The following is a 12,866-nucleotide window of genomic DNA, read 5'->3' as shown; positions in this document are numbered from 1 at the left end:
TCAGTCCGTTCCCAGATAAGCTTCAATGACTCTCTCGTCGTTAATGACGTCCGTGGCGGAGCCTTCTGCGATCTTGTTCCCACTGGCTAGCACTATCACATGATCGGCGAGTTGGATGATCGCTTCCATGATGTGTTCGACCATGACAATCGACATGCCTGTGGCGGTGAGCGTCTGCAGGAACTCGATCATTTCTTTCAGAGCCGGCGGATTCAGGCCCGCCATGATTTCATCCAGGAACAGGACCTGAGGTTCCAGGGCCAGGGCCTTGGCAAGCTCCAGCCGTCTCAACCGCGCCAGATTCAGATCGGATGACAATTGGTTCGCTCTATCGAGCAATCCCACTTTCTCCAATGCAGATAGCGCAACCTTTTCGGCGTCCTTGCGTTTAGGATGTTTTAAAAACGCCGCAACGAGTACATTTTCCAGCACGGTCAGATCGTCGTACGGCCTCTCCGTCTGAAAGGTGCGTCCCATGCCATTTCTGGTTCTGACGTAGGGCGGCAGCCTTGTGACGTCCTGCCCCAGAAACGAGACCGTGCCAGACCGCACGGGAGCAAATCCCGTCATGGCGTTGAACAAGGTTGATTTCCCTGCTCCGTTCGGCCCGATCAGTCCCAGGATGTTGCCTTTTTCCAGCGAAAGCGAGACGTCATTGACAGCGATCAGGCCGCCAAATTGCACTTTTACGCCATCAGCCTTAAGCACGGTTTGCATATTTTCTCCTAATCAGCTTGTGGGCGTACTCGCCTACCACGCCGCGTGGCAGAACCAGTATGACGACTAGTATCAGCACGCCATAGACCAGCATATTGGCTTGCGCAAAGGCCGTTCTGAAGATTTCTCCGGATATCACCAGCAGGGCGGCGCCGACCGCCGGTCCCCAGATGGTGCCGCGCCCACCGATGATCACGGTCAGCGCTATCTGTATGGAAAACAGCAGGTTGAAAATGATGTGAGGTTCTATGAACGACAGAAAGATTCCGTAGATCCCGCCACCTAGAGCCGTCATCGCGCCGGACAGGACGAAGGCTTTCAGCTTGACCACGCTGGGATTGATCCCTGCTGCCATTGCTGCTTCTTCGTTGTCTCGGACCGCCTTCAATTGATAGCCGAAGCGCCTGCTGGAAATGAATATAGTCACGGCTATCGTGACCGCCGCGTAGAGCAGGGCGAGATAGTATTGGATTTTCTGGTCGAAGAGATCGACGCCAAATGGCTGCGGCAGGGTGTCGATAAAGACGCCCGATGCACCGCCGGTCAACCAGCTCTCATTGATCGCGACCAGCCTGAGAATCTCGGCAATAGCGATGGTGGATAAGCTGAAATAGGGACCTCGCAGGCCGAATGTCAGCTTTCCCCAGATCAGCGCCATCACGGCTGCCACGGCCATCGCTACCAGTATCGACCACCATGGGGCCAAGCCGAACTGCGATGATCCAATGGCGACGAAGTAGGCTCCCAGGCCGACAAAGCTGGCGTGTCCCAGGCTGAGTTGTCCGGCCCAGCCCCCGAGCAGATTCCATGAGGTGGCCCAACCGGTAAAGAGCAGCACCGAGATGCCAACCGTGATATACGCCGACGACGTGATTGGATACAGGGCGGCGATGATGATGAGACCGGCAAGAAATAAGTAGTTCTTGTTCATACTCGTTTCACCGATTTACCAAAGAGGCCTTCGGGTTTGACCAATAGCACGACGACGAACGCCAACAGCCCATACGCATCGCGATAAGCTGAGTCGAGATAGGACGCGCCCATCACTTCAACAACCCCCAGTAGTACACCGCCGATAATCGCCGCACCGATATTTCCCAACCCTCCCAGGACAGTCACGACGAACGCCTTCAGTGTGAACAGCGCCCCAGTAGTCACCGGAGATGCAAAAAGCAGGGGAATCAACGAGACTCCTGCTGTCACGGCTAATGCCATCCCCAAGCCGAAAACGATGGCCTGAATTTTTCTTGTGTTGATCCCGATCAGTTCTGCGCCTAGCCTGTTCTCTGCCGTTGCCTTGATGGCTCTGCCCACCTCTGTTTTATTTAGCAGGAGATATAGCGCAACAATGACCGCCACAGTGGCCAGGCCCGCAAAGAGAAGCACTGCCGAAATGTTGATGGGGCCTAACGGCAGCGTGCTGGATGAGTAAGGTACGTTGACCGATTTGGGCTCGCCGCCGAAAGTCAGCAACAACAGGTTGGCGATCACGAGAGAGAGGCCTAGCGTTGCCAACATCATGGTCTCCGGCTTGGCATCAATGACGCGAGCCAATATGGCTTTCTGGATCAACCCGCCGACGAGAAACCCTAATGGGATGGCTGGAATCAGGGTCAGGTAAGGGTCCCAGCCGAATGCATGATTGAGTGTCACGGCGAAGTACATACCTAGAACCACAAAATCGCCATGCGCAAAATTGATCGTTCTCATCACACCAAAAACCAGCGTAAGCCCGACGCCGATCAAGGCGTAGACAGCGCCGATCAGAATCCCGTTTGAGAGATTCTGAAAAAAGGAAACATAGTCGATCATGGAGCACCTTTGGCCGATCTACATTAGCCGTCAGATTTAGATAGCGATAACTGCCGGGCAGGCATCGCCGTGTATTGGCGTATAGCCAATACACGGCATTTCTTATTTATTGTTGTTGCTCAGTTGGAGAATTTTGCTTTCTGCGAAGCAAGATTCTCTGGGAACACGGTCACGTGCTTGCCGTTCTGAATCTGAATGATCACGCTCTTGATGGGATTTTGTCCCTTGAAACCGTCGTAGTTTTCGAACGTGACATCAGTGACGGGGGTCTTCAGATCCGTTTTTGTCAGCGCGTCCCGTACTGCATCCCGGTCCAGGGATTTCGCTCTACGCAGCGCGTCTGCGGCAACCGTCAAAGCGAGATAGCCCTCTGCTTCATAAAAAGAGGGGTCTTCTTTTGCTTTCTTTTTCAGGCGCTCGTATAGCTCTGGCGTGCCCTCGTATTTGACGTCGGGGCTCCAGCTGACGGCGGAGACGATATTCTCTGACGGATTTCCAACCTGTTGGATGAAGCTCACCATGGACGAGGCCGTATCGATCGCGACCACCTTGGTATTAAGCCCGACTTCTTTGATCTGACGGGCAATCGCGATGCCATCGTCGGCATACGAGCTGGTCAGCAGGATATCCGGATTGGCGGCGCGGAACTTGTTCAAAATCGGCCTGAAATCGGTGGTGCCTTGATCATAGGCTTGCTTCCCGACGATTTCGTAGCCTCTTTTCTCCGCCTGCCGGATGCCTTCTTCACTCATGGACGTCGGCCACGCACCGTTGCCATACATCACCGCGATCTTCTTGATCTCGGGATTATTTTTACGGAGGTTGTCGAAATAGTCGAAATAGGCCTTCGCGACAATCGTAGAGTTATGCTTTGCACGGAATACCCAATCCGATCCGGGCTTTGTGATCGAATCGTCAGCGCTGCCGAGCACAATCAACGGAATTTTCTGACGAGTGGCGACCTTGGATACGGGGCCAGTGATTCCTGATGCGTACGAGCCGATGATCAATGGAACCTGTTGCTTGTTTAGCGATTCAACGGCAGCCAGTGCACTCTGCGCTTCCGAGCGATCATCCTGAATAATCAGTTCCACCTTTTCGCCGTTGATTCCGCCTTTCGCATTGATTTCTTCCAGGGCGACCTGCATGCCAGTGTTGTATCGCTGGCCGAATGCCGCGAAGTTGCCGGATAGGCTATTGATGACTCCGATCTTTACGTCGGCCATGGCGGAAGCAGAGAATAGCGCCGTGCACAGAGCTGCTAAGACGCCGACTTTCAGGGATTTTGTTTTCACTTTCACGCTTGTCTCCAGTATTTATAAAAAAATGAATTCACGAAGCATGCATATATGAAATGACTGTCTCCTACCTCTTGTCAGCCAACACCGTGGAATAGGGGTCACGAATTTTTCTTATAGGGCCTCTATTCCCATTCGGTGTGGCATGCTCGCAATCTTATTCGAATACTTGGATCAAAGCGATCTGCTGATCGACGGCGCCAATGACGTCAGGCTATTTCGTCGAGAACCGGCAACAGGTAACTCAAGAATCGCTCTGGATCCTCGCTCATGGGGAAATGGCCCATGCCTTTCATGATTTGCCACTTTGAGCCTGGTATGGATTTTCCCAGCAGCGCAGTGTCTTCGGGTGTGCATGAGTAATCGTACTCACCCGTCAGCAGCCATAGCGGGCAGTCCTGCGTATTGATCCGAGTCAGGTCCTTTCGAATGTCGCCATCGGCGGTGTAGAAATGCAGGTCGCCTTTGAAAACACCGGGTCCGCTTTGCATGTAGTGCCAGAGCGTTTCCCAACGATGTTCTGTCGGGCTGGCTGGGCCGACGAGCCCGGAAACGATGCCTGCGCACATCTCGCCGCCATGAACGTCGGGTCGATGCAGCCAGTCCAGATCGTAGTAGGGATCGACGTGAGCCCCGGATTGCAGGCCAATCAGGCCCCGGAATTGCTTCGCATGATGCAAGGCCAGGTGCAGCACAATCCGGCCGCCGATCGAACATCCCATGACCACCGGCCGCTCCAGCGACAGCGCTTGCGCCACGGATAGAATGATGTCGGTATATTCCTTCGATCCGAGTTGGTAGCGTTCTTCGTGCCAGCCGGCGGGTGGCGAGGATTTGCCGTGCCAGGGCAGGTCGAAGCAGATCACTCTAAATCGCTGTGTGACCCGCGCCTCGTTCATGAGCGCGCGATACTGGCGCGTGTCTGAGCCTGCGGTATGTAGGCAGAGCAGGGGGGTGCCAGCTCCTGCCTCTTCAAAATAAATCCGATGCGGCTTGCCGTTGAGCGAGATGCGGACATATCGGCCAACGATGGGTTCGATTTCAACGCCTGAAGTGTTCATTTCGTTGCTCCCGGATGCCGGACGGTAGACAGCAGTTCTTTGAAATAAAGCAGGTTGGACATGAACGGGTAGATGTTTCCCTGAATCGACATTCTGCGCGCCTTGGACAGCGCCATGACGTCGTGATATCCGGGCGGGGGAGCAGGTGACCAGAATATCTGCCACGTGTCCTCGTCCGCTCGAATGCAAAAGTCCCACTCGCCCATGATGAAAGGTCCCGTCTGGACCGCAGCCACTTTGCCTTCCAAAATCTGAATGCGATAACTGGCGTCACCGGACACTAGCAAGAAACGGGTGTTCAGCCGCTTTGCATGCTGTACGAAATAGAGTTTCTTGTTGAATCGTTCTGGTAACTGAGCCAGCGACTCCTGGATATCGATCACCGTTGTTCTCCTCATGGATTCTGTTCGAGAATCTCTGTATGGCGCCACCTGCGGCGTACTAGCCCGGATTCAGGTGCAGACAGTAAATCTCGCTGCCGTCGCCGCCCATGGCCGGATATTGTTTGGCGACGAGGGGATCGTGGCCGGGGATGATGTGCGTATCTTCGACGGCCAGCGTTGAAATCCGCTTGTAGCCATCCAGCATCTTGTCCACGTGCACGATGGCCGGAAACGGGTTCTCGTCGTGAAAATTTCGGTAGTAATGCATGGCGTCCGAGGCCAGCACGATCCATCCTCGCCGTGTCATGACGCGCACAATCTGCAGGCCGGGCGTATGGCCCCCGATTCGGTATACCTCGACGCCATGAGCAATTTGCGCATCACCGTCGTGAAAGGTCACGCGTCCTTCGTAGACACGTTTGAGGACTGTCGCCACGTCGTCGACCGAAAAGAAATGGCGCAGCGCGTTGTAGCACATATAGCGGCCCGTCGCGTACTGCATTTCAGCGTCTTGAATATGGACTTGGGCGCAGGGGTAGGCGTCCACATTGCCGGCATGATCGTAGTGCAGGTGCGTGATGATCAGGCTGTCGATGTCTTGCGGTCGCAGGCCGAGTCGCGCCAACGCGGTATCGGGATGCAGCAGGAATGATCTATTCCGTGCTGCTGCCGAGCAGGCGCTGAATCCTGAGTCAACGAGGATATTTCGATTTTCTCCCCGAATGAGCCAGAAATAGAAATCCAGGTCCATGTTTCCTTCGTGGAAGTCATGAACCAAAAAATTATCCGCGGCTCGGCGCGCGACGGTGGCATACCGAATTGCAAAGACTTCGTACATGGAGGCCGGATCTCAGTTCTTGAGCAAAGGACATTTGCTTTCAGAGAGTGGCATGAAAGCCTGATCGCCACTGACTGTTTTTACGACGTTGTAGTAATCCCAGGGTTCTTTGGAGTCCGCAGGAGACTTGACTGAAACGAGATACAGATCATGCAGCAGTTTGCCGTCTTTTCTGAGCCGGGCGTTTCTGGCAAAGGCGTCGTGGATGGGCATATCCTGCAGGGTTTTCATGACGTCTGCCACGTTATCGCTGCCTGACTTTTCGACTGCTCGTAAATAGTTCAGAACGGCCGAGTACTGGCCCGCTTGCAGTGCTGTTGGCATTTTTCCGAATTCTTTATAGAACTTCCGGGAAAATGTACGTGATTCGTCGTCGAGGTTCCAATAGAAGGTCTCGGCGAAGTTCATGTTTTTGGCTGCATCCAGCCCCACACCGTGAACGTCGGTGATGCTCATCAGCATGGCGACGATTTTCTGCGATTCTGTCAGCCCGAATTCGTTGGCCTGTTTGATTTCGTTTTGCAGATCCGCGCCCGCGCTTGCCAAAGCGACGCCCTGGGCGCCGCTGGATTGGGCGGAAAGCAGATAAGACGCAAAATCAGAGCCTGGGAACGGATATCTGGACGAGCCTAAGACCTTGCCGCCGGCCTCCTTGATAAAGCGGGAACCGTCATTTTCCAATGAGTGGCCAAATGCATAATCGGCGGTGATGAAATACCAGTTCTTTGTGCCCGATTCGACCAGCGGCATCGTGCCCACCTTTGCCAGGGCATAGGTGTCGTATACCCATTGCACATTGGTGGGCTTGCATTCTTCGCTGGTGATTCGGGTTGCACCGGCTCCGGTCACCATCGTCATGCGTTGTTTTTGCTCCGCGATGTTCATCACGGCTAACGCGACGGCGCTGTTGCCCAATTCGGTGATGACATCCACCTTGTCTTGATCCAGCCATTCCCGGGCCTTGGCCGAGCCGATATCGACTTTATTCATATGGTCGGCAACGACCAGTTCGATCGGTTTCCCCAGCACTTTCCCACCGAACTCGGCGATAGCCAGCTTGGTGGCGAGCACTGAGCCGGGCCCCACGTTGCCCGAGTAGGCGCCCGAGAGATCCGTGAGGACGGCGATTTTCACGGCATCGTCGGAAATCGCCGCGGACGCCGCGGCGGACGCAGCCCCTAATACGACGAGCAGGCTGGCTAAAGGAAGTCGTTTGTTAACACGCATGTGTTGTCTCCTCCGTGTGAGCGCGAGACCCGGTACGGTTCGCGCTATAAAAGTTTTATGCTTATTGTTTTGGTGTTTGGCGGTAATTAACTCAACCGCGGTTTGGCGCAGTTGTTGACTTCGGCCCAGAAATCAGTGAGGCATGAAGTATCCTGGCCCGCCTTTCCTGCCGCGAGCGCCATGCGGAAAATGTTCTTGGTGGTGTCGCACACCGGCAGCGCGATCTGGCTCGATGCGCCCGCATTGGAGGCCAAGGAAATGTCTTTGTAGCCCAGCGCTAGATCAAAGCCGGGCGAGAGATCGCCTTTCAATACTTTCTCGGGCCATTTTTGTTTCAACTGGCCGTTGCTGGCGGTGGTGCTGGTCAGCACATTGAACGTATTGTTCAGGTCCAGTCCCAACGACTGCGCCAGGACCAGGGCCTCGGAGTTGATCTGGCAATAGCACAGGACCATCATGTTATTGATGAGCTTGGTGCGGGTGCCTGTGCCCGCGGCGCCGCAGTGATAGACAGTGGTGCCCATCTTGTACAGCACGGGTTCGACTTGTGGGAGATGTTGGCTGTCAATGCCGAGCATGAAGAGGGACTCTCCCGTGTCTGCGTGCATGGCCAACCTGCCGACTGGCGCGTCACCGAATGCGATTCCCTTTGCTGTGAACGCCTGCGAAAGCATGTCGACCGTATCCACGTCGACGGTGCTCATATCGATATATATCGCGCCACGGGGGATGTTATTGATGATTCCTTCTGCGCCCAGCGCCACTTCTTTTACTTGCTTCGGCCCTGGCAGCATCGTAAACACGACGTCAGATTGCTTGCACAGGTCGGCCACGGTGCGGGCGCGCTGGGCGCCTTGCGCTTCCAGCTTTTTCGCGGCGTCCTCATTCAGGTCAAAAACGCAGACTTTTTCGCCTTTGTTGACCAATGAACGTGCTAACGAGAATCCCATTCTGCCCAAGCCGACAAACCCTATATTCATGTTGCCTCCTATTGAACGCGCAAAGTGTATCGACGTTCCATCGCACCCTGCCGGGACTTTTTGTCCCCTTGATAGTCGTTTATGGAATATCAATCGTGCAGCGCAACAGGCCTTCGAGAGAGCGGGCCGCTGATAGTCCAAAAAGGCATATTTGGCAGACGAAAAGTGAGCGCAGCCCTTAGCGCTTGATTGATAGACTGCGGCGAAATTACACCGAAACGAGGGTGCGTCTCGTCAATAAATCAACAATGAGTCAGGAGACTTTCGTGGTCATCAATCGCCGTTCCATACTCGGCTTTGCTGCTGCTTGCGCAGGTGCCGCTGCGCTCAGCATGGCGTCTATCGTTCATGCTGCCGCGTATCCGGAAAAGCCCGTCACGCTCTACATTGGTTTTTCTGCCGGCGGGCCCACCGATATGGTCGGACGTCTGTTGGCAGATAAACTCAGCCAAAAGCTCGGGCAGACGTTTGTCGTCGAAAACAAAGTCGGAGCCAGCGGCGTCGTCGCGGCCAATCTTTTGAAAAAAGCCAAGCCGGACGGTTATACATTGATGCTCGGCAGCAGCAGCACACTGTCCATCGTTCCGTATGTTCAGAAGGGCATCCAGTATGACGCGCTGAAAGACTTCACGTCCATCGCGCTGGTCGCAAGCTATCCGTACTATCTGGTGGTGCCGGCGGACTCGAAATTCAAGACCTTTGACGATCTGATCGCCTATGGCCGCGACAAGAACAATCAACTGAGCTACGCCTCCGCAGGAACCGGGGCCGTCAATCATCTGGCCGGCGAGTGGCTGAAAGATGAGACGAAGATCAACGCCTTGCACGCGCCGTACAAGGGCGATTCGGCGGCGGTTCCCGACCTGATTGCAGGGCGGATCGATTACGCATTGCTGGCGGGGATCGTCGCGCTGCCGCAGGCCGAAGCAGGCAAGTTGCGGATTCTGGCGTCGGCGAGTTCATCCCCCGATAAAGGCGCGCCGAATATCGAAATCATCGGGCAGAAAAAAGTCCCGGGATTCGAAGCCGAACCATGGAATGGCCTGATGGGCCCAGCCGGTTTGCCGCAAGAAGTCGTGACCACGTTGAATACCGCAGTCAACGAGGTGCTGTCTGATCCAGAGGTCAAGGCTCAGCTTCTCAAACTGGACCAGTATCCTTTTTCCGGCACCCCGGATGAATTCAGGCAGCGCATCAAGGACCAGTCGGCCCGTTGGGAAAGCATCATTAAAAAAGCGAACATAGTGATTGAGTAATCTCGGAGCCTACAGCATGCAATATTCACAATATATTGGTGGCACGTTTCGTGACGGCACTGACAAGGCAGAGTTGACCGTTGTCTCACCGGGAACCGGGCAGGAACTGGGACGATATCGTGGCGCGTCTAAAGACGACGTGGAACAAGCCATCGCCTGCGCACAGGGGGCTTTTGATGCATGGCGCAGAACCGGGGTAACGCGGCGGTCGGAATTGCTGCGCAATGTGGCAAACGAGATGCGTCGTGATCGAGACAATCTGGCTCGCCAGATCTCGGCCGAACTGGGAAAACCGCTGTCCGAGGCGCAGAAGGAAGTGGACACCGCCGCCGAAATGTTTGAGTGGTCGGCGGAAGAGGCGCGCCGCTTGTACGGCAGGCTGATTCCCGCCCGGGCGCCCGGCATACAACAGTTGGTGCAATTAGAGCCTTATGGCGTGGTGGGCGCGTTCTCGGGATGGAACGCGCCAGCCATCACGCCTGCACGCAAGATCAGCGCCGCGCTTGCGGCCGGCTGCACCATTGTGCTGAAACCCTCCGAAGAAACAATCGGGGTTGCGCTGTTGATTGCGCAGGCCATCGAGCGGGCGGGCCTGCCTGCTGGTACGGTGAACATGGTGTTTGGCGATCCTGCTTTCATTGCCGATCAGCTTTGCACATCGCCATCGGTCTCCATGATTACGTTCACGGGCGGCACCGACGTGGGCAAGCAGCTCGGTGCCAAGGCAGCGTTGCACATGAAAAAAGCGACGCTGGAGCTTGGCGGACACGCGCCCGTGGTGATCTGGAAAGATGTGGATATCGAGAAGGTCGCCAAGACCTGCGTAGCGACGAAATTCCGCAACGCGGGCCAGGTATGTACGTCACCCACGAGATTTCTCATTCAAAAGGAAATCTACGACAAATTCTGCGAACAGTTTGTCAAGCACGCCAATAGCCTGCAGGTAAAGAATCCGTTTGATCCTGACTCGACGATGGGCCCGTTGAAAAACAAACGGCGGCGCGATGCGATTGATCGCTTGGTCAATAACGCGGTGGAGTCGGGCGCCAAACTGCTGGCGGGCGGTAAAGCCATCGAGGGGCCTGGCTATTTCTACCAGCCGACGGTACTGGCCATTCACGACAGAAAGGCGGACGTCTGCAGAATCGAGCCTTTCGGCCCCGTGGCATTGCTGATCCCGGTAGAAACCGCAGACGAGGCGATCGCGGAAGCGAATGCCTTGCCATTTGGTTTGGCTGCGTACGCATTCACTGAGAATATGAGGTTGGCTCATCGATTCGCTAACGAAATCCAAAGCGGGGTCGTTTGCATCAACGAGCTGCAGGCATCCCTGCCCGAAACGCCATTCGGCGGCTACAAGGACAGTGGCTTGGGCTCCGAAGGAGGAATCGAAGGCCTGCGGGAATTCCTGCGCGTGAAGTGCGTGCGTCAAGGGGGACTGGTATGAAGACTACCCTGGGGTTCATTGGCTTGGGCGCGATGGGTGGCGGAATGTGTATGAACCTCGCGCAGAAGTCGGGGTGCGAGGTGTTGGCCACTGATCTGGACATGCAAAATGTTTATGCCTTGTCCTCCTATGGCGTCATCGCAAGCAATATCGCCGAAATAGCCAGCAGAGCGGATACAGTGTTTCTATCGCTGCCTTCGATTAACGAAGTGGAGCAGGTCTGCCTCGGAGAACAGGGGCTGTTGGCGAACGCCGGGTCCTTGAAGACGATTGTCGACATGAGCACCAGCGAGGTCGAGCGTGTTCGCGCGCTAGCCTCCACACTGCAGGAGCGTGGCGTCAGCCTGATCGATGCACCGGTGGCGAGAAGCCGTGCCGCCGCAAAAAGCGGGACGCTGTTGATCACCGTCGGCGCCCGGCAAGATCAATTCGATCAGGTGAAACCCTATCTCGACTGTATGGGCAGCGATGTTCTGCTCTGTGGTCCGACAGGCGCAGGGCAGGTGGTCAAGGCCATGAACAATATGGTCTTGATCAATACGGTGCATGCATTAGCCGCCGCGTTTGCGATATCGGAACGCTCGGGAGTTTCAAAAGACTTGTTGAGCCAGGTCCTGGGGCTGGGGTCCGCGGCTTCGTTTGCCTTGAAGCTCACCGGTGCCGATTATCTGGCCAAAGACACGTTCCCGGAGAAAATGTTCTCGGCATCCTATGCGCTCAAAGACCTGAAATTGGCTCTGGGGCTATCTGCTTCTGTGGAGGTTGATAATGAGCTCACGGCAGTGACGGCCAGAAAGTTGCAGCAGGCGATCGATGTCGGCTATGCAGACAACTACTACCCCGTCATGTACAAGATGATGTCGTTGAACTCCGCAGACAGCCTTTAACAATCCGGCAGCAAGGACTGGGTCGTCGCCGCCTGCGCGAGGATCCAGTCTCTGAACAGGGCGGTTTTCCGGGATTCGCGTCGAACTTTGGGCCGTAGCAGATAAAAAGAAAGGCCGGTTCTGACGGGTTGATTGAACGGCGTGATCAGTTTTCCCTCCTGGAGGTCTTCGAGTATCAGGGCTTTTTGGCCTATGGCTATTCCTAAACCGTCCATGGCCGCTTGCCAGGTCAGCACCGAGCTGCTGAAGTTCATTTGCGGCGTATCGGAAATTTCCGACGAGTACGCGCACGCCTGAGCCCACATGGCCCATTCGCCTTTGGGCCGATAGTGTGAAACCAGTAATCGTGTGCGCAATAACGCTTGGGGGTAGAGCGCTTCCGGTGCATGCTTTTGCAAAAATTCGCGGCTGCATACCGGCTCGATGATGTCGTCGAACAAGCGGTCGGCTACGGTATCGGCCTGCTCTCCCGTTCCAAGCTGGATACTGAAGTCGATGTGATCCTTTTCAAAGTCTGTGTTGTGTACAGAGTTGGTGATCAATACCGACAGGTCCGGGTGCTGTTTGTGAAAATCTTCGAGCCTGGGGATCAACCATTTCGCGGCAAAGGTCGTGTAGGTACGTACCCGGATTTTGTTGTCATTGCCGTGCTCCAAGAGGCTGTCGGTCGCCCCGGAGATCTGCTCAAACGCCGGAATAATGCGATCGGCGTATTCCTGCCCGATATGAGTCAGGCTGATTCCGCGCTGTTCACGGCGGAACAGCTTCACGCCCAGATATTTTTCCAGTACATCCAGTTGCTTGCTGATGGCCGATTGGCCGACATGAAGCTCTTTTGCCGCTTTGGTCAAGCTCTTGGTGCGCGCTACGACGTAGAACGCACGCAGAGGATTCATGGGAGGGAATTTTTTCGACATTAAAGGAGTACTGGCTGTTAGGCTCGGATTGTAGTTATTGCAC

General features: G+C 55.3%; 13 protein-coding genes. 3 read left to right on the top strand and 10 right to left on the bottom strand.

Annotation, left to right across the window (positions count from 1 at the left end; translation table 11 throughout):
• The 9 genes from CAL20_RS14595 to CAL20_RS14555 all read right to left on the bottom strand — a co-directional run bounded on the left by CAL20_RS14595 (position 1) and on the right by CAL20_RS14555 (position 8,316).
• Entirely contained in the window at positions 1-717 is a 717-nt protein-coding gene (locus CAL20_RS14595) for an ABC transporter ATP-binding protein (RefSeq protein ID WP_094821840.1), read from the bottom strand.
• Positions 701-1,648, bottom strand: a complete 948-nt coding sequence (locus CAL20_RS14590; protein ID WP_094821839.1) for a branched-chain amino acid ABC transporter permease — start codon at positions 1,646-1,648, stop codon at positions 701-703. Before CAL20_RS14590 ends, CAL20_RS14595 begins: the two co-directional genes overlap by 17 nt.
• Positions 1,645-2,529: a branched-chain amino acid ABC transporter permease gene (locus tag CAL20_RS14585; protein WP_094838193.1), complete on the bottom strand. Its 885-nt coding sequence runs from the start codon at positions 2,527-2,529 to the stop codon at positions 1,645-1,647. The genes CAL20_RS14590 and CAL20_RS14585 overlap by 4 nt, the downstream gene beginning before the upstream one ends.
• 119 nt (positions 2,530-2,648) lie before the next feature.
• The gene (locus CAL20_RS14580) at positions 2,649-3,755 is read right to left on the bottom strand and encodes an ABC transporter substrate-binding protein (RefSeq protein WP_094838394.1); all 1,107 of its coding nucleotides are present in this window, start codon (positions 3,753-3,755) and stop codon (positions 2,649-2,651) included.
• A gap of 281 nt (positions 3,756-4,036) precedes the next feature.
• Positions 4,037-4,888, bottom strand: coding sequence for an alpha/beta fold hydrolase (locus CAL20_RS14575; protein ID WP_094838192.1), 852 nt, complete (start codon positions 4,886-4,888; stop codon positions 4,037-4,039).
• Positions 4,885-5,271 carry a hypothetical protein gene (locus tag CAL20_RS14570; RefSeq protein WP_094821836.1) on the bottom strand — a complete coding sequence of 129 codons (387 nt, stop codon included), beginning with the start codon at positions 5,269-5,271 and terminating at the stop codon, positions 4,885-4,887. The genes CAL20_RS14575 and CAL20_RS14570 overlap by 4 nt, the downstream gene beginning before the upstream one ends.
• Positions 5,272-5,329: 58 nt before the next feature.
• On the bottom strand, positions 5,330-6,109 hold the full coding sequence (locus CAL20_RS14565; protein ID WP_094821835.1) for an N-acyl homoserine lactonase family protein: 780 nt from the start codon (positions 6,107-6,109) through the stop codon (positions 5,330-5,332).
• A 12-nt stretch (positions 6,110-6,121) separates the two neighbouring features.
• The gene (locus CAL20_RS14560) at positions 6,122-7,336 is read right to left on the bottom strand and encodes an ABC transporter substrate-binding protein (protein WP_094838191.1); all 1,215 of its coding nucleotides are present in this window, start codon (positions 7,334-7,336) and stop codon (positions 6,122-6,124) included.
• Between the two features lie 86 nt (positions 7,337-7,422).
• The gene (locus CAL20_RS14555; protein WP_094821833.1) at positions 7,423-8,316 is read right to left on the bottom strand and encodes an NAD(P)-dependent oxidoreductase; all 894 of its coding nucleotides are present in this window, start codon (positions 8,314-8,316) and stop codon (positions 7,423-7,425) included.
• A gap of 248 nt (positions 8,317-8,564) precedes the next feature.
• Here CAL20_RS14555 and CAL20_RS14550 point away from each other — a divergent pair, with 248 nt between their 5' ends.
• Genes CAL20_RS14550 through CAL20_RS14540 form a run of 3 tightly spaced genes read left to right on the top strand, consistent with a single transcriptional unit; the run spans position 8,565 to position 11,906 of the window.
• The gene (locus CAL20_RS14550) at positions 8,565-9,572 is read left to right on the top strand and encodes a Bug family tripartite tricarboxylate transporter substrate binding protein (protein WP_256981501.1); all 1,008 of its coding nucleotides are present in this window, start codon (positions 8,565-8,567) and stop codon (positions 9,570-9,572) included.
• 16 nt (positions 9,573-9,588) lie between these two features.
• Positions 9,589-11,019, top strand: a complete 1,431-nt coding sequence (locus CAL20_RS14545; RefSeq protein WP_094838190.1) for an NAD-dependent succinate-semialdehyde dehydrogenase — start codon at positions 9,589-9,591, stop codon at positions 11,017-11,019.
• Positions 11,016-11,906 carry an NAD(P)-dependent oxidoreductase gene (locus tag CAL20_RS14540; protein WP_094838189.1) on the top strand — a complete coding sequence of 297 codons (891 nt, stop codon included), beginning with the start codon at positions 11,016-11,018 and terminating at the stop codon, positions 11,904-11,906. Before CAL20_RS14545 ends, CAL20_RS14540 begins: the two co-directional genes overlap by 4 nt.
• On the opposite strand, the gene CAL20_RS14535 is transcribed toward CAL20_RS14540, so the two are convergent.
• On the bottom strand, positions 11,903-12,802 hold the full coding sequence (locus tag CAL20_RS14535) for a LysR substrate-binding domain-containing protein (protein WP_256981500.1): 900 nt from the start codon (positions 12,800-12,802) through the stop codon (positions 11,903-11,905). The two genes, CAL20_RS14540 and CAL20_RS14535, sit on opposite strands and share 4 nt — an antisense overlap.
• Positions 12,803-12,866 lie beyond the last annotated feature (64 nt).

Origin of the sequence: Bordetella genomosp. 4, assembly GCF_002261185.1 — a bacterium.
GTDB lineage: Bacteria > Pseudomonadota > Gammaproteobacteria > Burkholderiales > Burkholderiaceae_B > Bordetella_A.
The sequence above is the reverse complement of the archived record's forward strand: the minus strand, read 5'-3'. Positions and strand labels throughout refer to the sequence as shown.

What these genes read in the sequence shown, in the direction of transcription:
- CAL20_RS14575 (WP_094838192.1), bottom strand. Translation starts at nt 4,888, where the DNA reads ATGAACACTTCAGGCGTTGAAATCGAACCCATCGTTGGCCGATATGTC.
- CAL20_RS14595 (WP_094821840.1), bottom strand. Translation starts at nt 717, where the DNA reads ATGCAAACCGTGCTTAAGGCTGATGGCGTAAAAGTGCAATTTGGCGGC.
- CAL20_RS14580 (WP_094838394.1), bottom strand. Translation starts at nt 3,755, where the DNA reads ATGGCCGACGTAAAGATCGGAGTCATCAATAGCCTATCCGGCAACTTC.
- CAL20_RS14540 (WP_094838189.1), top strand. Translation starts at nt 11,016, where the DNA reads ATGAAGACTACCCTGGGGTTCATTGGCTTGGGCGCGATGGGTGGCGGA.
- CAL20_RS14560 (WP_094838191.1), bottom strand. Translation starts at nt 7,336, where the DNA reads ATGCGTGTTAACAAACGACTTCCTTTAGCCAGCCTGCTCGTCGTATTA.
- CAL20_RS14585 (WP_094838193.1), bottom strand. Translation starts at nt 2,529, where the DNA reads ATGATCGACTATGTTTCCTTTTTTCAGAATCTCTCAAACGGGATTCTG.
- CAL20_RS14535 (WP_256981500.1), bottom strand. Translation starts at nt 12,802, where the DNA reads ATGAATCCTCTGCGTGCGTTCTACGTCGTAGCGCGCACCAAGAGCTTG.
- CAL20_RS14590 (WP_094821839.1), bottom strand. Translation starts at nt 1,648, where the DNA reads ATGAACAAGAACTACTTATTTCTTGCCGGTCTCATCATCATCGCCGCC.
- CAL20_RS14550 (WP_256981501.1), top strand. Translation starts at nt 8,565, where the DNA reads ATGAGTCAGGAGACTTTCGTGGTCATCAATCGCCGTTCCATACTCGGC.
- CAL20_RS14565 (WP_094821835.1), bottom strand. Translation starts at nt 6,109, where the DNA reads ATGTACGAAGTCTTTGCAATTCGGTATGCCACCGTCGCGCGCCGAGCC.
- CAL20_RS14555 (WP_094821833.1), bottom strand. Translation starts at nt 8,316, where the DNA reads ATGAATATAGGGTTTGTCGGCTTGGGCAGAATGGGATTCTCGTTAGCA.
- CAL20_RS14545 (WP_094838190.1), top strand. Translation starts at nt 9,589, where the DNA reads ATGCAATATTCACAATATATTGGTGGCACGTTTCGTGACGGCACTGAC.